The 23,376-nt window shown below is 70.5% G+C and carries 22 protein-coding genes; 11 read left to right on the top strand and 11 right to left on the bottom strand.

Annotated elements, in window-relative coordinates:
• Positions 1–133 precede the first annotated feature (133 nt).
• The 5 genes from OG303_RS28740 to galU form a co-directional block, all read right to left on the bottom strand.
• Positions 134–760, bottom strand: a complete 627-nt coding sequence (locus tag OG303_RS28740; protein WP_405877528.1) for a GNAT family N-acetyltransferase — start codon at positions 758–760, stop codon at positions 134–136.
• Entirely contained in the window at positions 757–1,263 is a 507-nt protein-coding gene (locus OG303_RS28735) for a molybdenum cofactor biosynthesis protein B (RefSeq protein ID WP_405871938.1), read from the bottom strand. The genes OG303_RS28740 and OG303_RS28735 overlap by 4 nt, the downstream gene beginning before the upstream one ends.
• Positions 1,260–1,772 carry a cyclic pyranopterin monophosphate synthase MoaC gene (gene moaC / locus OG303_RS28730; protein ID WP_405871937.1) on the bottom strand — a complete coding sequence of 171 codons (513 nt, stop codon included), beginning with the start codon at positions 1,770–1,772 and terminating at the stop codon, positions 1,260–1,262. Before moaC ends, OG303_RS28735 begins: the two co-directional genes overlap by 4 nt.
• 131 nt (positions 1,773–1,903) lie before the next feature.
• Positions 1,904–3,226 carry a gephyrin-like molybdotransferase Glp gene (glp, locus tag OG303_RS28725; protein WP_405871936.1) on the bottom strand — a complete coding sequence of 441 codons (1,323 nt, stop codon included), beginning with the start codon at positions 3,224–3,226 and terminating at the stop codon, positions 1,904–1,906.
• A 5-nt stretch (positions 3,227–3,231) separates the two neighbouring features.
• Positions 3,232–4,134 carry a UTP--glucose-1-phosphate uridylyltransferase GalU gene (galU, locus tag OG303_RS28720; RefSeq protein ID WP_405871935.1) on the bottom strand — a complete coding sequence of 301 codons (903 nt, stop codon included), beginning with the start codon at positions 4,132–4,134 and terminating at the stop codon, positions 3,232–3,234.
• Positions 4,135–4,228: 94 nt separating this feature from the next.
• On the opposite strand from galU, the gene OG303_RS28715 reads away from it, so the two are divergent.
• Positions 4,229–4,849, top strand: a complete 621-nt coding sequence (locus OG303_RS28715; protein WP_405871934.1) for a 5-formyltetrahydrofolate cyclo-ligase — start codon at positions 4,229–4,231, stop codon at positions 4,847–4,849.
• Positions 4,850–4,932: 83 nt separating this feature from the next.
• On the opposite strand, the gene OG303_RS28710 is transcribed toward OG303_RS28715, so the two are convergent.
• Positions 4,933–7,704: a penicillin acylase family protein gene (locus OG303_RS28710; protein ID WP_405871932.1), complete on the bottom strand. Its 2,772-nt coding sequence runs from the start codon at positions 7,702–7,704 to the stop codon at positions 4,933–4,935.
• A 240-nt stretch (positions 7,705–7,944) separates the two neighbouring features.
• Here OG303_RS28710 and OG303_RS28705 point away from each other — a divergent pair, with 240 nt between their 5' ends.
• From OG303_RS28705 to mscL, 6 genes are all read left to right on the top strand, one after another.
• Positions 7,945–9,480, top strand: a complete 1,536-nt coding sequence (locus tag OG303_RS28705; protein ID WP_405877526.1) for a potassium/proton antiporter — start codon at positions 7,945–7,947, stop codon at positions 9,478–9,480.
• Between the two features lie 313 nt (positions 9,481–9,793).
• A complete protein-coding gene (locus tag OG303_RS28700; RefSeq protein ID WP_405871930.1) occupies positions 9,794–11,056 on the top strand; it encodes an MFS transporter in 1,263 nt (420 codons plus the stop codon).
• Positions 11,057–11,123: 67 nt separating this feature from the next.
• Entirely contained in the window at positions 11,124–11,468 is a 345-nt protein-coding gene (locus OG303_RS28695; protein WP_405871928.1) for an FmdB family zinc ribbon protein, read from the top strand.
• Positions 11,469–11,568: 100 nt separating this feature from the next.
• Positions 11,569–12,402: an S-methyl-5'-thioadenosine phosphorylase gene (locus OG303_RS28690; RefSeq protein WP_405871926.1), complete on the top strand. Its 834-nt coding sequence runs from the start codon at positions 11,569–11,571 to the stop codon at positions 12,400–12,402.
• 268 nt (positions 12,403–12,670) lie between these two features.
• Positions 12,671–13,216 carry a hypothetical protein gene (locus OG303_RS28685; protein ID WP_405871925.1) on the top strand — a complete coding sequence of 182 codons (546 nt, stop codon included), beginning with the start codon at positions 12,671–12,673 and terminating at the stop codon, positions 13,214–13,216.
• A 138-nt stretch (positions 13,217–13,354) separates the two neighbouring features.
• Positions 13,355–13,813: a large conductance mechanosensitive channel protein MscL gene (mscL, locus tag OG303_RS28680; protein ID WP_405871923.1), complete on the top strand. Its 459-nt coding sequence runs from the start codon at positions 13,355–13,357 to the stop codon at positions 13,811–13,813.
• 85 nt (positions 13,814–13,898) lie between these two features.
• On the opposite strand, the gene OG303_RS28675 is transcribed toward mscL, so the two are convergent.
• A complete protein-coding gene (locus tag OG303_RS28675; protein WP_405871921.1) occupies positions 13,899–14,069 on the bottom strand; it encodes a hypothetical protein in 171 nt (56 codons plus the stop codon).
• Between the two features lie 155 nt (positions 14,070–14,224).
• Here OG303_RS28675 and OG303_RS28670 point away from each other — a divergent pair, with 155 nt between their 5' ends.
• From OG303_RS28670 to OG303_RS28655, 4 genes are all read left to right on the top strand, one after another.
• The gene (locus OG303_RS28670) at positions 14,225–15,472 is read left to right on the top strand and encodes a low temperature requirement protein A (protein ID WP_405871919.1); all 1,248 of its coding nucleotides are present in this window, start codon (positions 14,225–14,227) and stop codon (positions 15,470–15,472) included.
• Between the two features lie 39 nt (positions 15,473–15,511).
• Positions 15,512–16,603, top strand: coding sequence for a P1 family peptidase (locus OG303_RS28665; RefSeq protein WP_405871918.1), 1,092 nt, complete (start codon positions 15,512–15,514; stop codon positions 16,601–16,603).
• A 101-nt stretch (positions 16,604–16,704) separates the two neighbouring features.
• On the top strand, positions 16,705–17,937 hold the full coding sequence (locus OG303_RS28660) for an Ig-like domain-containing protein (protein ID WP_405871917.1): 1,233 nt from the start codon (positions 16,705–16,707) through the stop codon (positions 17,935–17,937).
• A 197-nt stretch (positions 17,938–18,134) separates the two neighbouring features.
• Entirely contained in the window at positions 18,135–18,881 is a 747-nt protein-coding gene (locus OG303_RS28655; RefSeq protein WP_405871915.1) for a DUF6227 family protein, read from the top strand.
• A gap of 58 nt (positions 18,882–18,939) precedes the next feature.
• Here OG303_RS28655 and OG303_RS28650 read toward each other — a convergent pair whose 3' ends face one another.
• The 4 genes from OG303_RS28650 to OG303_RS28635 form a co-directional block, all read right to left on the bottom strand.
• Positions 18,940–19,182, bottom strand: coding sequence for a hypothetical protein (locus tag OG303_RS28650; protein WP_405871914.1), 243 nt, complete (start codon positions 19,180–19,182; stop codon positions 18,940–18,942).
• A 181-nt stretch (positions 19,183–19,363) separates the two neighbouring features.
• Positions 19,364–21,445: a fructose-specific PTS transporter subunit EIIC gene (locus OG303_RS28645; protein WP_405871913.1), complete on the bottom strand. Its 2,082-nt coding sequence runs from the start codon at positions 21,443–21,445 to the stop codon at positions 19,364–19,366.
• Positions 21,446–21,665: 220 nt separating this feature from the next.
• Entirely contained in the window at positions 21,666–22,613 is a 948-nt protein-coding gene (gene pfkB, locus OG303_RS28640; protein WP_405871912.1) for a 1-phosphofructokinase, read from the bottom strand.
• On the bottom strand, positions 22,610–23,371 hold the full coding sequence (locus OG303_RS28635; RefSeq protein WP_405871910.1) for a DeoR/GlpR family DNA-binding transcription regulator: 762 nt from the start codon (positions 23,369–23,371) through the stop codon (positions 22,610–22,612). The genes pfkB and OG303_RS28635 overlap by 4 nt, the downstream gene beginning before the upstream one ends.
• Positions 23,372–23,376: the final 5 nt, after the last annotated feature.

Genomic DNA, 23,376 nt, shown 5'->3' with positions numbered 1-23,376 from the left:
TGTCGCACGATCTGGCTGATATTTCGAACTTTTTTTGTGACCGATGCGATCAGCAGCCCACCGAGGCCGTGAATTTAATGCCTTGAGGCGGTCGCCGCGCGATCAATTTCGAACACTTATTCAATTTTCCGGGCTATGCGGGATTCCCCTGTGTACGTGCCCGCCGCCAACGGTTGAGCAACCCGTCGGGGACCTCTTCCGCGGTGAGGGCGAAGACGAGGTGGTCGCGCCAGGCTCCGTCGATGTGGAGATAACGCGGCCGAAGGCCCTCCTCACGGAATCCGAGTTTTTCCACGACCCGGCGGCTGGGCCCGTTCTCGGGGCGAATGCAGACCTCGATGCGGTGCAGCCCGACCGTTCGGAAACAGTGGTCCACGACAAGTGCCACCGAGGTCGGCATCACACCGCGTCCGGCGACCGACTCGTCCACCCAATAACCGATATGCCCCGAGCACATGGAGCCCCAGGTGATTCCGGCGACCGTCAACTGCCCGACCAGACGCCCCTGATACTCGATGACGAACGGCAGCATCCGGCCGGAGTTGGCCTCGGAGCGAAGGTGCCGGACCATCTGGCGGTAGGTCGGCCGGTGCGCGATCGGCCCGGTCGGCGTGGGCGGCGGGATGGTGGCCTCCCAGGGGCGCAGCCAGTCCCGGTTGCGCCGGTTAACCTCGCGCCAGGCCCGCTGGTCGCGCAGCTTTATCGGCCGGAGGACGATGTCGCCGTCCGCCAGCTCGACGGGCCAGGATGGGCTGTTCAGCTCGCACCCCCACTGGTGACGCCGGGTCTGGGGTGATCGCCGCCGCGGATCTGGTCGACGGCGTGGACCAGCAGGGGTTCCAGGACGGCCAGTCCGTCCTTCACCCCGCCGGTGGAACCCGGCAGATTGACGATCAGCGTTCCTCCCGCCACTCCGGCCAGGCCCCGGGAGAGCGCCGCGGTCGGTACCTTCTCCCGTCCGAACGCCCTGATGGCCTCGGCGATGCCCGGCACCTCGTAGTCGATCACCGCGTTCGTCGCCTCGGGTGTGCGGTCGGTGGGCGAGATGCCGGTGCCGCCGGTGGTCACGATCACGTCGTATCCGGCCGCCGCGCCCGCGCGCAGTGCGGCCTCCACGGGGTCGCCGTCGGCGACGACCTGCGGACCGTCGACGGCGAAGCCGAAGCCTTCGAGGCCGGCGGCGATCCGCGGGCCGCCCTGGTCCTCGTAGACGCCGGCGGCAGCACGGTTGGAGGCGGTGACCACCAGAGCGCGATACGTCATGTCCGGCTCCAGTCGCCCGACTTGCCGCCCGTCTTCTCCTCCACCCGTACGTCCGTGATGACCGCTCCCTTGTCGACCGCCTTGACCATGTCGATCACGGTGAGCGCGGCGACGGAGACCGCGGTGAGGGCCTCCATCTCGACGCCCGTGCGGTCCGTGGTCTTCACGGCGGCCCGGATCTCGACGGCGTCGTCCGCGACCGACAGATCCAGTTTCACACCGGACACCGACAAGGGGTGGCACAGGGGGATGAGGTCCGGGGTGCGCTTGGCTCCCATGATGCCCGCGATGCGCGCGGTGGCGAGGGCGTCGCCCTTGGGGACCCCTTCGCCGCGCAGCAGCTCGACCACGCGGGGCGAGACGAGGACGCGTCCGCTGGCGCGGGCGGTGCGCGCGGTCACGTCCTTGCCGGACACGTCGACCATGCGGGCGGCACCCGCGTCGTCGATGTGCGTCAGTCGGTCCTGCGCAGGAGGTCCGGGGGTCTCCCCCCGTGAAGGCACAGTCATGGTTTCGTGGCGCTCCCGGTCCGGGCCCCTCGCGGTACGGCGCGTGGGCCTGTTGTGCGCGACACGGTACCGCCAAGTCGGCGCAAACATCGGACCAGGACTGCCCCATGGGCCGGCACACGCGCGTGGGCTCAGCCGAGCAGGACGACCTCGACCTCGGTGCCGGGCTCCACGGACTCCACGTCCTCGGGGACGACGATCAGCGCGTCGGCGTGCGCGAGGGCCGCGACCAGGTGGGATCCGGCGCCGCCGACGGGGGTCACGGAGCCGTCGGCGTACGTCCCCCGCAGGAACTGCCTGCGGCCCTTCGGCGAGGTCAGCGCCTTGCCGGTGGTCAAAGTCGCCCTTGTCCTCGGCCGGTGGACGTCGTCGAGTCCCATCAGGGTGCGGATCGCGGGGCGGACGAACAGCTCGAAGGAGACGTACGACGACACCGGGTTGCCCGGGAGCGCGAGCAACGGGGTGTGGTCGGGGCCGATGGAGCCGAAGCCCTGGGGCTTGCCGGGCTGCATGGCGAGCTTGCGGAAGTCGATGCCGCTGCCCGGCTCGTCCTCGTCGCCGACGTACGACAGCGCCTCCTTGACGACGTCGTACGCTCCGACGCTCACGCCTCCCGTGGTGACCATGAGGTCGGCGCGGACGAGCTGGTCCTCGATGGTGGAGCGGAGGGTCTCGGCGTCGTCCGGGACGGCGGCGACGCGGTAGGCGATGGCGCCCGCGTCAATGGCGCAGGCGGTGAGGGCGAAGCTGTTGGAGTCGTAGATCTGGCCGTTGCGCAGTTCCTCGTCGGGCTGGACGAGTTCGGTGCCGGTGGACATGACGACCACGCGCGGGCGCGGGCGCACGCGGACCGTGCCGCGGCCGATCGCCGCGAGCAGAGCGATCTGCGGCGGGCCGAGGACCGTGCCGGCCTCGAGGGCGCGGTCGCCCGCCTTCACGTCGCTGCCCTTCGCGCGTACGTGCGCGCGTGCCTCGGCGGGCCGGTACACGTGCACGTGTCCCTCGGCGCCCTCGGGGGCCAGCGCCCGGGCGCGCATCCCGGTCACCGGGCCCTCGCCGAGGCCTCCGTCGGTCCACTCGACGGGGACGACGGTCTCGGCGCCGGGCGGCAGCGGAGCGCCGGTCATGATGCGGGCGGCCTGGCCAGGACCCACGCGGATCAGATCGGCCTGGCCCGCCGCGACGTCCCCGACCACGTCCAGGACGGCAGGGAACTCCTCGCTCGCGCCCGCAACATCCGCGACCCGCACCGCGTACCCGTCCATGGAGCTGTTGTCGAACGGCGGCAGGGACACCGGCACCGTGACGTCCTCGACCAGGACGCAGCCCTGGGCGTCGAGCAGTTGCAGCTCGATGGGTTCGAGGGGGCGGACGGTGGCGAGGATGTCCTCCAGGTGCTCGTCCACCGACCAGAGGTGGTCCTGGCCGGTGGGGCGGGTCGCGGCGCTGCTCAACGTTGCTACATCTCCTCGGCTACGTAACTGCGAAGCCAGGTCCGGAAATCCGGGCCCAGGTCTTCACGTTCGCACGCGAGTCTGACAATGGCACGCAGATAGTCGCCGCGGTCGCCGGTGTCATAGCGGCGGCCCTTGAAGACGACGCCGTGCACCGGGCCGCCGACCTTCTCGTCCTGTGCGAGCTGCTGGAGGGCGTCGGTGAGCTGGATCTCGCCGCCGCGGCCCGGCTCGGTCTGGCGCAGTATGTCGAAGACGTGCGGGTCGAGGACATAGCGGCCGATGATCGCGTAGTTCGAGGGGGCGTCCGCCGGGTCGGGCTTCTCGACCATGCCGGTCACCTTGACGACGTCGCCGTCCTCGGTGGTCTCGACGGCCGCGCACCCGTAGAGGTGGATCTGCTCCGGCGCGACCTCCATGAGCGCGATGACGCTGCCGCCGCGCCGCTCCTGGACCTCGACCATGCGCGCGAGCAGCGGGTCGCGCGGGTCGATCAGGTCGTCGCCGAGCAGGACGGCGAAGGGCTCGTGGCCGACGTGCGGGGCGGCGCACAGCACCGCGTGGCCGAGACCTCTGGGGTCGCCCTGGCGCACGTAGTGCATGGTCGCGAGGTCGCTGGACTCCTGCACCTTGGCGAGCCGGCTTGCGTCACCCTTCTTCTGAAGGGCGGACTCGAGCTCATAGTTGCGGTCGAAGTGGTCCTCGAGGGGGCGCTTGTTGCGGCCCGTGATCATGAGAACGTCGTCGAGGCCCGCCGACACGGCCTCTTCGACCACGTATTGGATCGCCGGCTTGTCCACGACCGGCAACATCTCCTTGGGAGTGGCTTTGGTGGCCGGCAGGAACCGGGTGCCGAGGCCTGCTGCGGGGATGACAGCCTTGCTGATCCTGGGGTGCGACTGGGTCATACCGGTAACCCTATCCGGTGCCTTGGGAGGGAATCTGTGGCTCCGGTTAATTGGCTCTCATATGAGCACATTAGGAAGGGTACGGGTGCGACCCATGAGTCACCTCGGACGTGCGGCCGAGCCTGACAAGCGAATGTTGCGGCGAGAGTTCCTCGCGGTGAGAAGCAGGTTGACACCGGATGACGTGCGGGAAGCCGCGGACGCGCTGGCCGGGCGCGCGCTGGAGCTGCCCGAACTGGCGCAGGCCCGCACGGTGGCGGCGTACGTCTCCGTGGGGAGCGAGCCGGGGACGCTCGCGCTGCTGGACGCGCTGCGCGCGCGGGGCGTGCGGGTGCTGCTCCCGGCGCTCCTGCCCGACAACGACCTGGACTGGGGTGCGTACGCCGGAGAGGGCTCCCTCGCGCGCGTCCAACACGGCGGAAAAATGGCCCTCTTCGAGCCCAGCGGCGAACGTCTCGGCCCGGACGCCGTCACCGGCGCCGACGTCGTGCTGCTGCCCGGGCTGGCGGTCGACGCGCGCGGAATGCGGCTGGGACGCGGCGGAGGGTCGTACGACCGCGTCCTCGCGCGTCTGGAGCGCGCGGGCGCGCACCCCGCACTGGTGGTTCTCCTGTACGGCTCCGAGGTCGTTGAGCACGTCCCGGAGGAGGCACACGACCGGCCGGTGCACGCGGTGGTGACGCCGGCAGGCGTGCGGCGCTTCCAGAGCGGCTGACACCGCCCCTCTGCATGCGAAATGGCCGTCCACGCACGCGTGGACGGCCATTTCCGCGGTCTGTCCGCCCTACGGCCGGTGGCTCACGGCTTCAGGACCAGGGTGTCGCTCGTGTTGTCCTCGACGGCCTTGTCCGAGAAGTTCCAGTCGAGCAGTTCGCCCTTGACCCACTTGCCCGTCTGGTCGGTGTAGTGGGCGCTGTAGGCGTGCCCCGAGGCGCCGGTGAGGTTGATCCACTTCGACTTGTCGAGGTCGCCGAGGTTGACCACCATGCGCATCGACGGCACCCACACGACGCCGTAACCCCCGGCGGCGTTCCAGCCGGTGGCGTTGACCGTCGCCTCGCCGCCGCTGAGCTTCCAGGGGCCGCGGTTGAGGACGTACTTCAGGAAACCGGGGCCGTCGGTGCCGAGGGTCTGGTTCTTCAGGAACAGGCGATGCAGCCGGCCCCAGCTCCAGGTGTCGATGTCCTTGCCGAGCTTGGCGGTCAGCTCCCAGCGGGCGTCGATCATGGCGCGCTCGAAGAGCTGGTCACGGTTGTTCGCCGCGGGGCGGGTGCCCGACTCGGGCGTCTTCCACCAGTCGCTGTTCGGATCGTCCATCAGATTGCGGACGACCTCGAACCAGCGGTCGCCGCCGTCCGGTTGTGCCTGGTCGGCGTCCCGCTGGCCGCACTCGCGGACCTTCTTCGTCTCGTCCGCGGGCCCGGTGGTGTCGACGGGATCGACCAACAGGCACTGGCCCTTGACCCGCAGCTCCTTGGGCAGCTTGTTGCCGAAGGAGAGCTTGAGGATGTTGCGCCAGACCGCGTTGAAGTAGGCGGCCGCCGCCGAGTCGGCGTCCTGGGTGTAGTCCCAGCCCTCCAGCAGTTCCTGCGCCTCGCGGACGTCCTTGTCCTTGAGGTCGAGCTTCAGCAGCTTGGGCACGAGCAGCTTGGCGATCTCGCTGCTGTTGTCCAGCTGCATCTGGCGCATGTCGTCGGTGGAGATCTTGCCGCCGCCCTTGATCTTCGACTCGATCAGGTCGGTGATGCGCTGGCTGCGGGTGCCGTAGCCCCAGTCCGTGGTGAGCGTGTAGGGGTACTTGTCCTTGTCGATCACGGCCTGGTTGGCGGTGACGATGTAGCCGCGCTCGGGGTTGTACTCGTAGGGCAGCTCGTCCTGCTTGATGTAGCCGGTCCACTTGTACTTGGAGTCCCAGCCCGGCGCGGGGATCGAGCCGTCGTCGCCGGACGCGCGCGTGGGGATCTTTCCGGGCAGCGTGTAGCCGATGTTGGTCTTGTCCGCGTACGTCAGGTTCTGCGAGGGCACGTCGAACAGGGAGGCCGCGGAACGGAACTCGCTCCAGTTCGAGGCCTTGTCCATCGCGAAGACGGCGTCCATGGAGGTGCCCGGGTCGAGCGCGGTCCAGCGCAGCGCGACACCGTAGCCGTCGCCGCGGTCGGGTGCCGCGGTGTCGACGGTGGCTTTCTTGCCGACCTTCACGAGCTCGTCGTCTCGGTCGGACAGCAGGGGCATGCCGTCGCTGGTCTGGCGGACGACGATCTTCTTGGACGGTCCGCCGGCGACCTTGATGGTCTCCTCGCGGCTCTTGAAGGGCTTCACGGTGCCGTTGTAGAGGTAGCCGTCGCCGCTGAGCTTCTCCAGGTAGAGATCGGTGACGTCGACACCGGAGTTGGTCATGCCCCAGGCGATGTTCTGGTTGTGGCCGATGACCACGCCGGGCATGCCCGCGAAGGTGTAACCGGTGACGTCGTACTGGCACTTGCTGGAGACGGTGCGGCAGTGCAGGCCCATCTGGTACCAGACGGACGGCAGCGAGGCCGACAGGTGCGGGTCGTTGGCCAGCAGCGGTTTGCCGGTGATGGTGTGACTCCCGGCGACGACCCAGGAGTTGGAGCCGATGCCCTGGCCGTTCACGCCGACGGCCGTGGGCACGTTGTCCAGGACGTTGTAGAGGCCCGACAACTGGCTCTGCAGGGCCGAGCCGGCCGACGAGGAGGACGTGCCCGTCGTTCCGCCCGTGGACGTACCGCTCGTGGACGTGCCGCTGCCGGACGTGCTGCCGTTCTGCTGGAACGTCTTGGTGAGCTCGTTGTACTGGCCCTCCTGGACGATCGCCTTGTTGCGGCTGTACGGGTAATCCGGGTACAGGTCGGCGATCTGCTTGGGGCCGAGGCGGCTGGTCATCAGGGCGCGGTCGATCTCGTCCTGCATGTTGCCGCGCAGGTCCCAGGCCATCGCCTTCAGCCACGAGACCGAGTCGACCGGGGTCCACTTCGCGGGCTTGTAGTCGTTGGTGAAACCGAGCGCCGCGTACTCCAGGGAGATGTCCTTGCCGTCCTTGCCCTGGAGGTAGGCGTTGACTCCCTTGGCGTACGCCTGGAGGTACTTCTTGGTGGAAGCCGACAGCTTGGTGTCGTACTCCTTCTTGGCGACGCGGTCCCAGCCCAGGGTGCGCAGGAACTCGTCGTTCTTGACCTGGCCCTTGCCGAACATCTCCGACAGGCGCCCGGAGGTCATGTGGCGGCGCACGTCCATCTCGTAGAACCGGTCCTGCGCCTGGACGTAGCCCTGCGCCATGAACAGGTCCTCGTCGGAGGAGGCGTAGATCTGCGGGATGCCGTAGTTGTCGCGCTTGACGTCGACGGGGCCCGACAGGCCGTCGAGTGTGATCGAGCCCTTCGTCTGCGGGAACGACGCGCGGACGGTGCTGATGGACCAGTACGCCCCGTAGGCAACGCCACCGATGATGGCCAGAACCAGTACCAGCACGACCAATCGGGCTTTGCGCCCCTTCTTCCTGCCGGACTTGGCGGGCTTGTGACCCGTTGTGGCGGTGGTGTTGGGGGGCATCGCTGTCCTTGCTGTCCTCACGCGAGCGGCAGGCGGGTCTGTGACTGTGGATGAGCGCTGGAGCAACCATAGGCGCAGGGCCTTGGGGCCCTTGACGCGGTGTCGGGAACCGGCGCGGACGAGAGTTCGATCTTGCCTCCCGGAGTGTCAAGAAATCGTCAAGAGTTAGGTAAGGTAACGAAGTACTTGGGTGCGGAGTTTCTCGACTTCGTGTCCTATGTACGTGAGCTCCCGCGCGGGATGCGCGTGAGCCAGGGAAGGGAACGGCCGCTGACTGTCCACCACCTCAACCAGCTCCTGCTCGTCTGCTCGCTCGTCCTGCTCGTCGCTGTGGCAGCGGTCCGGATCTCCTCGCGCAGCGGGCTCCCCAGCCTGCTCGTCTACCTGGGGATCGGCATCGCCATGGGCCAGGACGGCATCGGCGACATCCGCTTCGACAACGCCGAACTGACCCAGGTCATCGGATACGCGGCCCTGGTCGTGATCCTGGCCGAGGGCGGTCTGGGCACGAAGTGGAAGGAGATCAAGCCGGCCCTGCCGGCCGCCTCCGCGCTGGCACTGGCGGGGGTCGCGGTGAGCGTCGGGGTCACGGCGACGGCCGCGCACTACCTGATCGGGCTGGAGTGGCGTCAGGCGCTCATCATCGGGGCGGTCGTCTCCTCGACGGACGCGGCGGCGGTGTTCTCGGTGCTGCGGAAGATCCCCCTCCCCGCGCGCGTGACGGGCACTCTGGAGGCGGAGTCCGGTTTCAACGACGCCCCTGTGGTCATCCTGGTGGTCGCGTTCTCGACGGCCGGCCCGGTCGACCAGTGGTACGTGCTGCTGGGCGAGATAGCGCTGGAACTGGCCATCGGCGCGGCCATCGGCCTCGCGGTGGGCTGGCTCGGCTCCTGGGGCCTGCGGCACGTGGCGCTGCCCGCCTCCGGCCTCTACCCGATCGCCGTCATGGCGATCGCCGTCACGGCGTACGCGGGGGGCGCGCTGGCGCACGGCAGCGGCTTCCTCGGCGTCTACCTCGCCTCGATGATGATGGGCAACGCGAAGCTGCCCCACTGGCCCGCCACCCGCGGGTTCGCCGACGGGCTCGGCTGGATCGCCCAGATCGGCATGTTCGTCCTGCTCGGCCTCCTGGTCACCCCGCACGAGCTGGGCGACGACGTGTGGCCCGCGCTCGTCATCGGCCTGGTGCTGACCATGGTGGCGCGGCCGCTGAGCGTGGTGCTGTGCCTGACGCCGTTCCGGGTGCCGTGGCAGGAGCAGACCCTCATGTCCTGGGCCGGGCTGCGCGGCGCGGTCCCCATCATCCTGGCGACGATCCCGATGGTGCAGGGCGTCGACGCCAGCCGCCGTATCTTCAACATCGTCTTCGTCCTGGTCGTCGTCTACACGCTGGTCCAGGGGCCGACCCTGCCGTGGCTGGCCCGCAAGCTCAGCCTGGGCGGGGACCCCGAGGCCGCCGACCTCGGCATCGAGTCGGCCCCTCTGGAGCGGCTGCGCGGACACCTGCTGTCCGTGACGATCCCCGAGGGCTCGAAGATGCACGGCGTCGAGGTCAACGAGCTGCGCCTGCCGGCCGGAGCCGCCGTGACCCTCGTCGTACGCGAGGCAAAATCGTTTGTTCCGCTGCCGACGACGGTGCTGCGGCGCGGCGACGAACTGCTCGTCGTCGCGACGGATCCGGTGCGGGACGCGGCCGAGCGGCGGCTGCGTTCGGTGGGCCACGGCGGCAAGCTGGCCGGATGGCTCGGGACGAACGGGGCGGGCGCTGGGCGCTGAGGGGCGCGACGGGGGGTGCGCGGCGCGCGGCCGTAAACGACACGTTTCGCGTGATTCGCACCCTCCGGCAATCGCAGGCAGGCGGCCCCATGGTGCTCGTTTTCACAGGCGCATCAGGCATTGATCCCTGTACAATGAAGGCAGACTTCTGATCGAAACCAACTCTGCCTGACGCAGAGCTGGCGCGACCGCATGGCGGCCGTGGCGCCCTCCACCTCCGGGCGGCCTCCGGTATCTACCGCAGTCCGCGCAAGAGGACAGCTCTCGGCGCCCCCGCACAGGCGCGCTACCAGGCGGCAGAAAGGCACGGGCCGTGGCATCCACGGTCACCTCCCGCCCGGGCTACGGACAGCTGCTGCGCACCCGCGGCGCCTGGACGTTCCTGCTCCCCGGCTTCGCGGCACGCCAGCCGTTCGCGATGCTCACCATCTCCATCGTGCTGCTCGTGCAGCACACCACCGGCTCGTACGGCGCGGCGGGCGCCGCTGCGGCCGTCACCGGCGTCTCCATGGCGCTGTTCGCGCCCTACAGCGGCCGTCTCGCCGACCGCTACGGGCAGCGCACCGTGCTGATCCCCGGCGTGCTCCTCCACTCGCTGTCGGGCCTGACCCTGACGGCGCTCGCGCTGGCCCACGCGCCCCTGTGGGCGCTGTTCGTGGCGGCCGTGCCGACGGGCGCCTCGGTGCCGCAGGTCGGGCCCATGGTGCGCGCCCGCTGGGGCGTGAAGCTCCAGGGCACGCCTTTGATGACCACCGCGGCCGCCTTCGAGTCCGTCACGGACGAGCTGACGTTCGTCTTCGGCCCGCTGCTGGCCACCGCCCTGTGCACCACCGTCACGCCGGCCGCCGGTCTGGTGACGGAGGCGTCCCTGACGCTGCTCGGCGGTCTGCTCTTCGCGGCACAGAAGAGCACGCAGCCCGCTGTCGCCGACGCCGGGCACGCACGCGTGGAGCACGTTTCCGCTCTGCGCATCCCTGGTGTGCGCGTGCTGATCGTGGCCTTCCTGGGCATCGGCTCCGTCTTCGGCGGCATGCAGGTCTCGCTGGCCGCGTTCACCGAGTCGATCGGCGAACCCGGCCTGAACGGCGCCCTGTACGGCGTCTTCGCCGCGGGCAACATGCTCTCCGGGATCGTCTGCGGCGCCGTCGCCTGGAAGGTGGCCCCGCAGCGGCGTCTCGTCGTCGGGTACGGCGCCCTCGCGCTGGCAGCCTCGGGTTTGTGGGCCGCCCACTCGGTGCTCCTCCTGGCCGGTCTCGGCCTCCTCGTCGGCATGTGCATCGCGCCCGCGCTGATCACCGGCTACACACTGGTCGACGGCCTGGTCCCGGCCGGCGCCCGCACCGAGGCCTTCACCTGGCTGACCGGTGCGGTGGCGCTCGGCCAGGCGGCGGCCGTCACGCTGGCCGGACAACTGGAGGACCGCTTCTGGGGCGGCGCCGGATTCCTGGTGCCCGCGGGCGGCACAGTGCTCGCCCTGGCGACCCTCGTGGCCCTGCGGTCACACCTCGCCACACGGCCCCGCAGCCTGACCGTCGCACGTGGCGTCGGTCACCGCGTGCCGGTGACGGTGGACTGATCCTCGGGAATACGTCACTATGGACCCTCGTTAGCACTCATTGAGTGAGAGTGCCAGGAGGAAGACAGTGCCCACCTACCAGTACCAGTGCACCGAGTGCGGCGAGGGCCTCGAGGCGGTGCAGAAGTTCACCGATGACGCCCTTACCGAGTGCCCCAACTGCGCTGGCCGCCTGAAGAAGGTGTTCTCCGCGGTCGGCATTGTCTTCAAGGGCTCCGGTTTCTACCGCAACGACAGCCGCGGCTCCTCGTCGAGCAGCTCGCCGTCGTCGAAGCCGTCGACGTCCACTTCGTCGTCGTCGACGCCGTCTTCTTCGTCGCCGTCTTCGTCGTCCTCATCCACGTCGTCCTCGTCGTCCTCGGACTCGAAGTCGTCGGGCGCCGGCTCCTCGGCCGGCAGCAGCGCCGCGTAGCACCGGTTTTCTCGGGACCCTGCCGTCGTACGACGGCAGGGTTTTCGGTGTCTCCGGGCCCGCTCTCTGCCGCCCGCCAGGGCCGGATACTGTGCTGGCCATGGCGAACGCAGAGATCGGTGTAATCGGCGGCTCGGGCTTCTACTCGTTCCTCGACGACGTGACCGAGGTCCAGGTGGACACCCCGTACGGGCCACCCAGCGACTCCCTCTTCCTCGGCCGGATCGCCGGACGGCGGGTCGCCTTCCTGCCCCGCCACGGGCGCGGCCATCACCTGCCGCCGCACCGGATCAACTACCGGGCCAACCTGTGGGCGCTGCGGTCGGTCGGTGTGCGCCAGGTCCTCGGTCCGTGCGCGGTGGGCGGTCTGCGCGCCGAGTACGGGCCGGGCACGCTGCTCGTGCCGGACCAGCTGGTCGACCGTACGAAGTCTCGGGTGGGAACGTATTTCGACGGGCTGCCGCTGCCCGGCGGCGGTGTCCCGAACGTGGTGCACGTGTCCCTGGCCGACCCCTACTGCCCCACCGGACGGGCTGCCGCTCTGAAGGCCGCGCGCGGCCGGGACTGGGAGCCCGTGGACGGCGGCACGCTGGTGGTGGTCGAGGGGCCCCGCTTCTCGACCCGCGCCGAATCGCTGTGGCACCAGGCGCAGGGCTGGTCGGTGGTCGGCATGACCGGCCACCCCGAGGCGGCGCTCGCCCGTGAACTCGAGCTCTGCTACGCGTCGATGACCCTGGTCACCGACCTCGACGCGGGCGCCGAGACCGGCGAGGGCGTCTCGCACGACGAGGTGCTGCAGGTGTTCGCGGCGAACGTGGACCGGCTGCGGGGCGTGCTCTTCGACGCGGTGGCCGCCCTGCCGGCGAACGAGGACCGGGACTGCCTGTGCACGAAGGCGCTGGGCGGGATGGATCCGGGGTTCGAACTGCCGTAACGCAGGGGGCAGTTGGAAGAGGGCTGCGTGGGCCTCCGGCGGGCGGACGGCCGGGATGCGGACGGCAGGCGTGCCGAACCACAGGCGTGCGGGGCTTGAGGCGTGCGGAGCTTGAGGCGCACGGGGGGGGCTTGAGGCGTGCGGAACTTCCCGTTCGGGTGAGGGAGTTTTCCACAACCCGTCGGTAGTCCACCGGCCTCGGCGAGCGGCGGCGAGAAGCCTCATCGTGGGCTTGCAGGCCGATTCCTCGATGCAGGTGGTGATCCGCATGTCCCTTCCTCCCTCTCTGCCCTTCCCCGCTTCTTCTCCGCACCCGCCCGGCACCGATGCCCCCGCCACGTGCGAGGTTCCGCACTTCGCTCCCGTGCGGGTGCGCGGCGGGCGGTACCAGCTGCAACGGCTCGTACGGCACCGGAGGCGGGCCGTGGCCGTGGGCCTCGCCGTGACCGCGGCCGCGCTGGTGGCAGCCGGCCCGCGGGACATCGACCGGGCGACGCGTGGCCATCCGGTGGCGGATCCTGTACGAAAACACCGTGCCGTCGAGATGGTGGCCGCGCCGGTGCGGATCGCCGACGGGGCCACGGTCCGGCTGCTGCGGCCCGGCGACCGGGTGGACGTCGTGGCCGCCCGGGACACGGCGACGGGCGGCGACGCCCGCGTGGTCGCGCGCGGGGCGCGGGTGACCAAGGTTCCCGAGCCCTTGGACGAAGCGGCCGACAGCGGGGCGCTGGTCGTGCTCTCGGTTCCTCGTTCCACCGCGGCGCACCTCGCCGGTGCGGGCGCGACGGCACGGCTGGCGGTGACGGTGTGCTGATCCGTGCTGTGCGAATCGTGCGCGACATCCTGTCAAGTCCCTCGTTAGAGGCACCCAGTTGGACAGGGCGGCCTCGCCTTGACGTAGGTTGCGGAACTGTTTGTTCCCCAACCTGCGCGTGTGAGAAGAGGCCCCGAGGTGAGCGAGAAGAAGGAACCGAGCGTCTGGCAGGGCTTCAAGGCCTTCCTGATGCGCGGGAACGTCGTCGACCTGGCAGTCGCGGTGGTCATCGGCGCCGCCTTCACCAACATCGTGAACTCGGTGGTGAAGGGGCTCATCAACCCGCTGGTCGGAGCGATCGGCACGCAGAACCTCGACAGCTACAGCTCGTGCCTGAGCGAGTCGTGCAAGGGCGACCAGGGGATCCAGCTCCTGTGGGGCTCGGTCCTCGGCGCGACCCTGACGTTCGTGATCACCGCGGCCGTCGTCTACTTCCTGATGGTGCTGCCCATGTCGAAGTACCTGGCGCGGCAGGAGGCCCGCAGGAAGGCGAAGGAGGGCACGCAGGAAGTGATCGAGGTGACGGAGCTGGAGGTGCTCAAGGAGATCCGCGACGCGCTGGTCGCGCAGCGGGGGTCCGGGCACGACGAGCGCTAGCTGCGCTCGCCCGCCGGGTCCGGCGGGCCGGAGCCGACACGGCTCAGAGGTGGTCCCGCGCGACGCAGAGGTGGTCCGGCGCGGCTCAGATGTGGTGGGGCGGCTTCTCGTCGAGGAAGCGCTTCAGGTCGGCCGCGCTGTCGGAGCCGGGCCGCTCACCCCAGCCGCGGTCCGTGTCGTCCGAGGTCTGCTGGTCCAGCGGGTCGTCGAAGATCAGCGCGGGCTTGGGCGCGGGGGGCTCGGGGGCGGAGGTCATGCCTCCAGGGTACGGGGGAGGACAGCGGCCACCGTCGGGCATGACGGCGGGCTCGGGCCTGGAGTCGCCCCGCAGGCCGGCGACCGGCGCGGTCACGTCGTCTGACCTGGGCGCTTCACAGGAATTTCCGCCGCTTATCTGGTGTGCTGGAACGCATGACGAGCAGTCCGACTCCGCCGCCGGCGCCCTCTGGGCCGCCCGCGAGCCACAGACCGCTGCGCAGGCTCACGGCTCGCGGCCGCGACGAGATGCACCGTGTCGCCTCACCGCTCGAGCTCTTCTTCGACCTGTGCTTCGTCGTGGCCATCGCCCAGGCGGGCGCCCAGCTGGTGCACGCCATGGCCGAGGGGCACGCGGGCGAGGGGATCCTCAACTACGCGATGATCTTCTTCGCCATCTGGTGGGCGTGGATGAACTTCACCTGGTTCGCCTCGGCGTACGACAACGACGACGCGCTCTATCGGGTCGTCACGCTGGTCCAGATCGCCGGAGTGCTCGTCCTGGCGGCCGGGGTCTCGCGGGCGTTCGAGGAGCACGAGTTCCTGGTCGTCTGGCTGGGCTATCTGATCATGCGGCTCGCCATGTCGGCGCAGTGGCTGCGCGTGGCACGGTCGAGCCGGGGCGGCGAGCGGACCATGGCATTGCGGTACGCCGGCGGTGTGCTGCTGTGCCTGGTCGGCTGGCTGGGGCTGGTGGTCCTGCCGGAGGGCGCCCGGCCATGGGTCTTCCTGGTGATGGCGCCTCTGGAGATGGCCGTGCCGCTGGTCGCGGAGAAGGCGCATGCCACGTCCTGGCACCCGCACCACATCGCCGAACGCTACGGGCTGTTCACGATCATCGTGCTCGGCGAGACCATCGCGGCGGCCACCATCGCCGTGAAGTCGGGCGTGGACGAGAACGAGGCGCTGGGCGATCTGCTGCCGATCGCGGCGGGCGGACTGCTGATCATCTTCGCCGCCTGGTGGATCTACTTCGTGGTGCCGATCCACGGGCACCTGCGCTCCAACCGGCAGTCCTTCCTCTGGGGTTACGGCCACTACCTGATCTTCGCGTCGGCGGCGGCGATCGGTGCGGGCCTGGAGGTGGCGGTGGAGCAAGCGGTCGGCAAGGCGCACATCTCCACGCTGGCCGCTTCGGCGGCGGTGACCCTGCCGACGGCGCTGTTCCTGCTCACGGTCTGGGCGCTGCACTCCCGCTTCTACAAGGTGGGCATCGCGCAGCAGTTGGTGCTGCCGAGCACGGCGCTGCTGGTGATCGTCTGCACGTTCCTGGGCGACTGGGCGGTGTTCGCGGCGGGGCTGGTGTCGGCGCTGGCGGTGGCGACCGGGACGACGCTGACGGCGCGCATGAGCGCCAGGGAGCGGGGGGCGAGCGGGGAGCACGCCACGACCCCCGCCGCGTGACGAGGTCCTCCACGCCCCGGGCCGGGCGAGACTGGGCCCATGACGACACTTGACGCTTTGACGGACGTCGCCGGTGTGCGGGTGGGCCACGCGACGCGCATCGGCGACGGTTGGCTCACCGGCACCACGGTCGTGCTCGCCCCGGAGGGCGGGGCCGTCGCCGCCGTGGACGTGCGGGGCGGCGGTCCGGGCACCAAGGAGACCGACGCCCTCGACCCGCGCAACCTCGTGAGCAAGGTCGAGGCGATCGTCCTGACCGGCGGCAGCGCGTACGGGCTCGACGCGGCGTCCGGAGTGATGGCCTGGCTGGAGGAACAGGGGCGCGGGGTACGTGTCGGGGAGGACCCGGCGCACGTCGTGCCGGTGGTACCCGCCGCCTGCGTCTTCGACCTGGGGCGGGGAGGGGACTTCTCGGCTCGGCCCGACGCGGCCACCGGCCGGGCCGCGGTCGAGGCGGCCGCGGCGAGCCCGGCCGGGGCACGCGTGACGGAAGGATGCGTGGGCGCCGGTACGGGAGCGGCTGTGGGGCCGATGAAGGGCGGGGTCGGCTCGGCGAGCATCGTCCTCGACTCGGGAATCACGGTGGCCGCGCTGGTGGTGGCCAACGCGGCGGGGTCGGTGACGGAGCCGGAAACAGGCGTCCTGTACGGGGAGTTGTTCCAGGGGCGGGTGAACTACCCGGAGGCACACGTCCACGAGGCCGCGCGCAGCCGCATCGCCGAGAGCGCGGCGAAGAACGGGCGCCCGCCGCTGAACACCACGCTCGCCGTGGTCGCCACCGACGCGGATCTGTCGAAGGCCCAGGCGCAGAAACTGGCCGGCACGGCGCACGACGGCATCGCACGCGCCGTCCGGCCGGTGCACCTGCTCCACGACGGCGACACGGTCTTCACGCTCGCGACAGGGGCGCGCCCGCTCGACACCGAGCACCCCCTGGCGCTGAACGAGATCCTCGCGGCGGGTGCGGACGTGGTGACCCGCGCGATCGTGAACGCCGTACGCGCCGCAGAGTCGGTGGTGACGGCGGGCGGGGTGTGGCCGTCGTACGAGGAGTTGTACGGGGGCGGTGACTGGGGGCGGGGGCGGGGGGCGGGGACGGCGGGCCCCGATTGTCCCGGTTCTGTCACGTGATCGCGTTCGCCGTGTACAGCGGGAACCCCGGCGGTCGTCAAGTCCCTCTTTGTTCACGCACTGGAGCGGATCACGCACATCACACGAACCTGGAGCAGCCCGTGACAACGCCGGACATTGCAGCGCGGCGCGTACTGGGGGCCTGTGCCGCCTTGATGGTCGGCGCCCTCACCCTCACCGCCTGCGGTGGCAACGCCAACGCCGACGCCAACTCCTCGAGCGACAGCAAGGGCGGCGCGGACTCAGCGACCAAGACCTCCGCGGCGAAGATCGTCATCTCGGCGAAGGACGGCTCGACCGACGCGTCGATCAACTCGACGGGTGTGAAGGTCAGCGGGGGCAAGCTGACCGACGTGAAGATGACGGTGGCGGGGTCGGGACAGGCCGTGCCGGGCTCGATGTCCGCGAACGGCGGTGACTGGAAGCCGAAGCAGCAGCTGGAGCGCGGGACGAAGTACCAGATATCGGCGACCGCCAAGGACTCAGGCGGTCGTACGGCCGCCGCCAACTCCATCTTCACGACGGTCAGTTCGGCGAACAGCTTCATCGGGACGTACACGCCGGACAACGGCACCACGGTCGGCGTCGGCATGCCGGTGTCGTTCAACTTCGACAAGGTGATCAGCGACAAGAAGGCCGTGCAGTCGCACATCACGGTCAGCTCCACCAACGGGCAGAAGGTGGTCGGGCACTGGTTCGGGGCGCAGCGGCTCGACTTCCGGCCCGAGGAGTACTGGAAGGCCGGCTCCAAGGTCACGATGAAGATCGACCTGGACGGCGTCGAGGGCGCGAACGGCGTCTACGGGGTGCAGAAGAAGACCGTCACGTTCACCATCGGCCGCTCCCAGGTCTCCACGGTCGACGTGAACACGCAGACCATGACGGTCGTGCGTGACGGCAAGACCCTCAAGTCGGTGCCGATCTCGTCGGGCAGCCCGGAACACACGACGTACAACGGGCAGATGGTGATCTCCGAGAAGTTCACGCAGACGCGGATGAACAGCCGGACGGTGGGCCTGGGCGGCGAGTACGACATCCCGGACGTGCCGCACGCGATGCGTCTGACCTCGTCGGGGACGTTCATCCACGGCAACTACTGGTACAACAAGGCGAACCCGCCCTTCGGCCGCACCGGCACCAGCCACGGCTGTGTCGGGCTCCCGGACGTGCAGGGCGCGCAGGGCGCCACGAACGCCAAGTGGTTCTACGACAACTCGCTCATCGGGGACGTCGTGATCGTCAAGAACTCCCCCGACAAGACGGTCTCCCCCGACAACGGGCTCAACGGCTGGAACATGGCGTGGAGCCAGTGGGTCGCGGGAAGCGCCGCCTGATCGGCGCGAGCAGTGCATGATCGTCTCAAGGGCTGCCTGAACAGCGAGTTCTGACAGATCGTCGGGCCGTGTGGGAACTTCTCACACGGCCCGCGCGTTTTCTGTGCGTACGTTTTCTCGGTTCCCGGACATGATGTCCGACCGAGGGGCTACGGTATGCACCCACAAGGTGACATGCAGCAACGCCGGGAGAAACCTTGAGCGTTCCGTACGAGACGGCAGCGTACGAACCACCCGAGTCGCCCGAGTCTCCGGAGGAGCACCTCGCGCGACTCCTCGGTCGTGCCCTGAACTCCTTCGAGCTGCCCGACGAGACGATACGGCGGCTCGACTGCGCGCTGGCGCACGACAGTTCGCTGCACTCCGCGCACCACAGCGCGGGCCTGCACCGCGAGACGTACCGGCACACCTGGCTGCTCGTCGACGGCTCGGCGCTCACGCTGTGGGAGCTCGTGCACAACACGGCCCCGGGCAGCGCCGCGCAGCACGAGGTGTATGTCGACGAGGAGGAGCTGCGCGCCGCGACGGCGCGGCTGCCCCTGCCGCCGGACGCACCGGACTTCGAGCTGCCGGTGACGGTGCAGCTGTCGCCGATCCCCGCGCCGCGGCACGCGTATCTGCCGGACGACTCGGCGGATCACGCGCGTCGGCTGCTGCGCAGAGCGGAGAACCCGGACCGGCCGGGCGCGGAGACGGCCGCGCTGCTCGCCACGGCGTGCGCGCACCAGATCACCCAGGCTTTCGGGCGCCCGTGCCGCGCGGGCCGCGCCGGGCTCTGCTTCTCGCTCTACGAGCACGCTTTCCTGCTGCGTGACGGCGAGGAGGTGTCTCTCTGGGAGGCCGAGCACACGGCGACGCCGGACGGGCGGCACATGTGCGAGGTGTACGTCAGCGAGGACGCGGCCCGCGATGCCATGGAGCGGCGGGCGGCGCGGGTTTCCTGAGCCCGAACCCGAGCCGGCCCCGACCCTGGGCCTGGGAGGGAAGGCGGCGCCCGGTGTCTCAGCGGCCGTCGTTGAGCTGTCGTACGAGTCCCGCGAAGGCGTCCCGCTCCGCCGGGGTCAGTTCGACGGACTCCAGGTGCGGTGCGGCCTGGCGTTGGTACGGGAAGCCGTACAGGGTGGGGCCGCCGGCACCGGAGCGGCCGCGCAGCAGGCTGATCAGGCCGAACACCCAGACGACGGCCGCCAGGGCGAGAACGGCCACGCCCAGTGACTGGAGGATCGAGACGTGCTCATCGGGCATGCGCTCCAGTAGACACCACCGCCTGGGACTTTGGTCCCGGACCGTGACGTATATCGCATCAGCCGCACTTGCCACTTAGACGCCGTGAACAACTCACAGCGCGCCAAAGGGACATGCGGTCGGCCGTAGTCCCGCGGGAGGGACTACGGCCGGCCGCTGTTCGGTTGCGGGAGTGTGCCGGTTACGCCGCCACCGGCTGCTTCGCCTCGGCCGTCGCCGTGGCCTTGTCGCCCGCCGTCTCGGCGCTCACGGTTCCCGGTGCCGGCTTGCGCATCCCCTTCAGGACGACCACCAGTGCCGTGGTGACGCACACGCCGACCGCGATGGCGATCAGGTAGAGGAAGGCGTTGCCGATCAGCGGGACGACGAAGATGCCGCCGTGCGGGGCGCGCAGGGTGGCGCCGAAGGACATCGACAGGGCTCCGGTGATCGCGCCGCCCACCATCGAGGAGGGGATGACGCGCAGCGGGTCGGCCGCGGCGAACGGGATGGCGCCCTCGGAGATGAAGGAGGCGCCGAGGACCCAGGCGGCCTTGCCGTTCTCGCGCTCGGTCTCGGTGAAGAGCTTGCCGCGGACCGTGGTGGCCAGCGCCATCGCGAGCGGCGGGACCATGCCGGCGGCCATGACCGCGGCCATGATCTTCATCGCGGATTCGCTCGGGCTGGAGACCGCGATGCCGGCGGTGGCGAAGGTGTACGCGACCTTGTTGACGGGGCCGCCGAGGTCGAAGCACATCATCAGGCCGAGCAGGGCGCCGAGCAGGATGGCGTTGGAACCGGAGAGGCTGTTCAGCCAGTCGGTCATGCCCTTCTGCGCGGAGGCGATGGGTTTGCCCACGACGACGAACATCAGGAATCCGACGATCGCCGAGGAGATCAGCGGGATCACCACCACGGGCATGATGCCGCGCAGCACCGCCGGGATGTTGATCTTCTGGATCGCCATCACCACGCCGCCGGCGAGCAGACCGGCGACCAGACCGCCGAGGAAGCCCGCGCTGATCGTGGAGGCGATCATGCCGCCCACGAAGCCGGGGACCAGGCCTGGCCGGTCCGCCATGCCGTAGGCGATGTAGCCCGCCAGGACCGGCACCAGGAAGCCGAAGGCCACGGCACCGATCTGGAACATCAGGGCGGCCCAGCTGTCGGTCTGCGTCCACACGAAGTGGTCCATGACCGACGGCGCCGACTTGATCTTGTAGCCGCCGATCGCGAACCCGAGGGCGATCAGCAGACCGCCCGCAGCGACGAACGGGACCATGTAACTCACGCCGGACATCAGCCACTTGCGCAGCTTGGTGCCGTAGCCCTCGGTGGAGTCGCCGGCGCGCTCGACCGGCGTACCGCCCGGGGCGGCGCCCGCGGTCGCCTCACCGCGCTCCGCCTTCCCGCGCACCTCGGTGATCAGCTGGCCGGGGCGGTTGATGCCGGCCTTGACGCCGACGTCGACGGTCGGCTTGCCGGCGAAGCGGTCCTTGTCGCGTACGGGGACGTCGTGCGCGAAGATCACGCCGTCCGCCGCCGCGATGACGGCCGGGTCGAGCCGGGTGAAGCCGGCCGAGCCCTGCGTCTCGACGACGACCTCGACGCCCGCCTCGCGGCCCGCTTTCTCCAGCGATTCGGCCGCCATGTACGTGTGGGCGATGCCGGTGGGGCAGGAGGTTACGGCGACGATGCGGAAGGGGCGCTCAGCCGGCTCGTCCGCTCCGTCCGGCTCGTCCGAGGACGGGGCCGGGGCCGGGGCCGTGCTGCCCGCTGCGGCTTCGGAGGAGGCCGCCTCCGAAGCCGCAGCGGAGTCTGCGGAACCGGCCGCCGCAGGTGCCTCGTCGCCGCGGATCAGCGCGGCCGCGGCCGCCGCGTCGCCGACCGACCGCAGGGCGTCGGTGAACTCGGCGTTCATCAGCTGCCGGGCCAGCGACGACAGGATCGTCAGGTGGGCGTCGTCGGCGCCGGCGGGTGCGGCGATCAGGAAGATCAGGTCGGCGGGGCCGTCCGGGGCGCCGAAGTCGATGCCGGCGGCGCTGCGCCCGAAGGCGAGCGTCGGCTCGGTGACGTGCTCGCTGCGGCAGTGCGGGATGCCGATGCCGCCGTCGAGGCCGGTCGGCATCTGGGCCTCGCGGGCGGCCACGTCGGCGAGGAAGCCGTCCAGGCCGGTCACCCGGCCCAGGGCCACCATGCGCTCGGCGAGGGCACGCGCCGCCGCCTCTTTGGTCTCGGCGGACAGGTCGAGATCGACCAGGTCCGCGGTGATCATGTCGCTCATCGCGGGCTCCTTCGCACGCGTATCGCCCGGGGAGTGGGGTGGGCGGGGATGGGGACGGGGGTGCAGTGGGGGGTTGCATCAGTGCCGGCGGAGGCGGGGCCGGGGAAACCCCGCCTCCCATGGGCGGCAGGGCGGCTCAGGTGGCCCTGCCTCCCGGCTTCCACGGCGAGTAACACGGAGTCTCGCCGCTTCGGGGCCGGTCGTCGCAGCACGGGATTCGTCATGACACCGGCTCCTTCAGTACGCGATCCACCGGTACGTCGGCCGTGACCGTCACCGCCGCCGGGTCCAGGTCGCCCGGGGTCGGCATCACGCTGCCCGGCAGCTGGACGGCCGCCGCGCCGTGCGCGACCGCGGAGGCGAGCGCCTCCGGTCCGCTGCCGCCCGCGATCAGGAAGCCGGCGAGGGAGGAGTCGCCGGCGCCCACATTGCTGCGTACGGCGTCCACGCGTGCGCTGCCGAACCAGGCGCCCGCGTCGTCCACGAGCAACTGCCCGTCGGCGCCCAGGCTCGCGAGCACGGCGCGCGCGCCCATCTCGCGCAACTCCTCGGCCGCCTTCACCGCGTCGCCCACGGTCGCCAGGGGGCGCCCGACGGCCTCCGCGAGTTCCTCGGCGTTCGGCTTCACCACGTCGGGCCGCTCGCGCAGCGCCTCGAGCAGCGCGGGCCCGGAGGTGTCCAGCGCGATCCGCGCGCCGCCGGCGTGCGCCCGGGCGACCACGTCGGCGTACCACGCCGGTGCGAGGCCCCGCGGGAGGCTGCCGCAGCAGGCGATCCAGGCCGCGTCGCGCGAGTGCGTGCGGACCGTCTCCAGGAGCAACTCCTGCTCCGCGGCCGACAGTTCGGGACCCGGCGCGTTGATCTTCGTCAGTACCCCGTCCGCCTCCGCGAGCGCTATGTTCGAGCGGGTGGCCCCGGCGACCGGGACCGGCGCGACCTCGATGCCCTGCGCGTCGAGCAGATCGGCGACGAGCGCGCCCGGCGCACCGCCCAGGGGCAGAACCGCGACCGTGCGCTGCCCCGCGGCCGCGACGGCGCGGGAGACGTTGACGCCCTTGCCGCCCGGGTCCATGCGTTCGCCGGTGGCCCGGATGACCTCGCCGCGCTCCAGCGACGGGACCTCGTACGTACGGTCCAGGGACGGGTTCGGGGTGACGGTGAGGATCATGCGCGCACTACTTCCGTGCCCCCGCGCTCGATGGCGGTGGCGTCTTCTGGGCTCAGCCCGCTGTCGGTGACCAGGAGATCCACGTCGCCCAGGTCGCCGAAGCGGGCGAAGTGCTCCTGGCCGTGCTTGGAGGAGTCGGCGAGCAGCACGACGCGGCGGGCAGCGGCGACCGCCGCGCGCTTGACGGCTGCCTCGGCGAGGTCGGGGGTGGTCAGGCCGTGCTCGGCGGAGAAGCCGTTGGCCGCCACGAAGAGGACGTCCGCCCGGATCTCGCCGTACGCACGCAGCGCCCAGGCATCCACGGCGGCGCGCGTACGGTGCCGTACGCGCCCCCCGACGAGGTGGAGCTGGATGCCGGGGTGGTCCGCGAGGCGGGCCGCGATCGGCAGGCTGTGCGTGACGACGGTGAGCGAGGCCTCCAGGGGCAGCGCGCCGGCGAGGCGGGCGACGGTCGAGCCCGCGTCGAGGATCATCGTGCCCTCGCTCGGCAGTTCCGTGAGCGCGGCCTTGGCGATGCGGTCCTTCTCGTCCGCCGAGGTGCCCTCGCGCTCGGCGAGGTCCGGCTCGAAGTCGAGGCGCCCGGCCGGGATGGCACCGCCGTGCACCCGGCGGACGAGTCCCGCGCGGTCGAGGGCCTTCAGGTCCCGGCGGATCGTCTCCGCCGTGACCTGGAACTCCTCGGCCAGCGACACCACGTCCACCCGGCCGCCGTCACGAGCGAGCCGGAGGATCTCCTGCTGCCGCTCCGGTGCGTACATGTCCG

The organism is Streptomyces sp. NBC_00005, from assembly GCF_045160215.1.
GTDB lineage: Bacteria > Actinomycetota > Actinomycetes > Streptomycetales > Streptomycetaceae > Streptomyces.
This window is presented reverse-complemented; position numbering and strand designations above follow the sequence as displayed.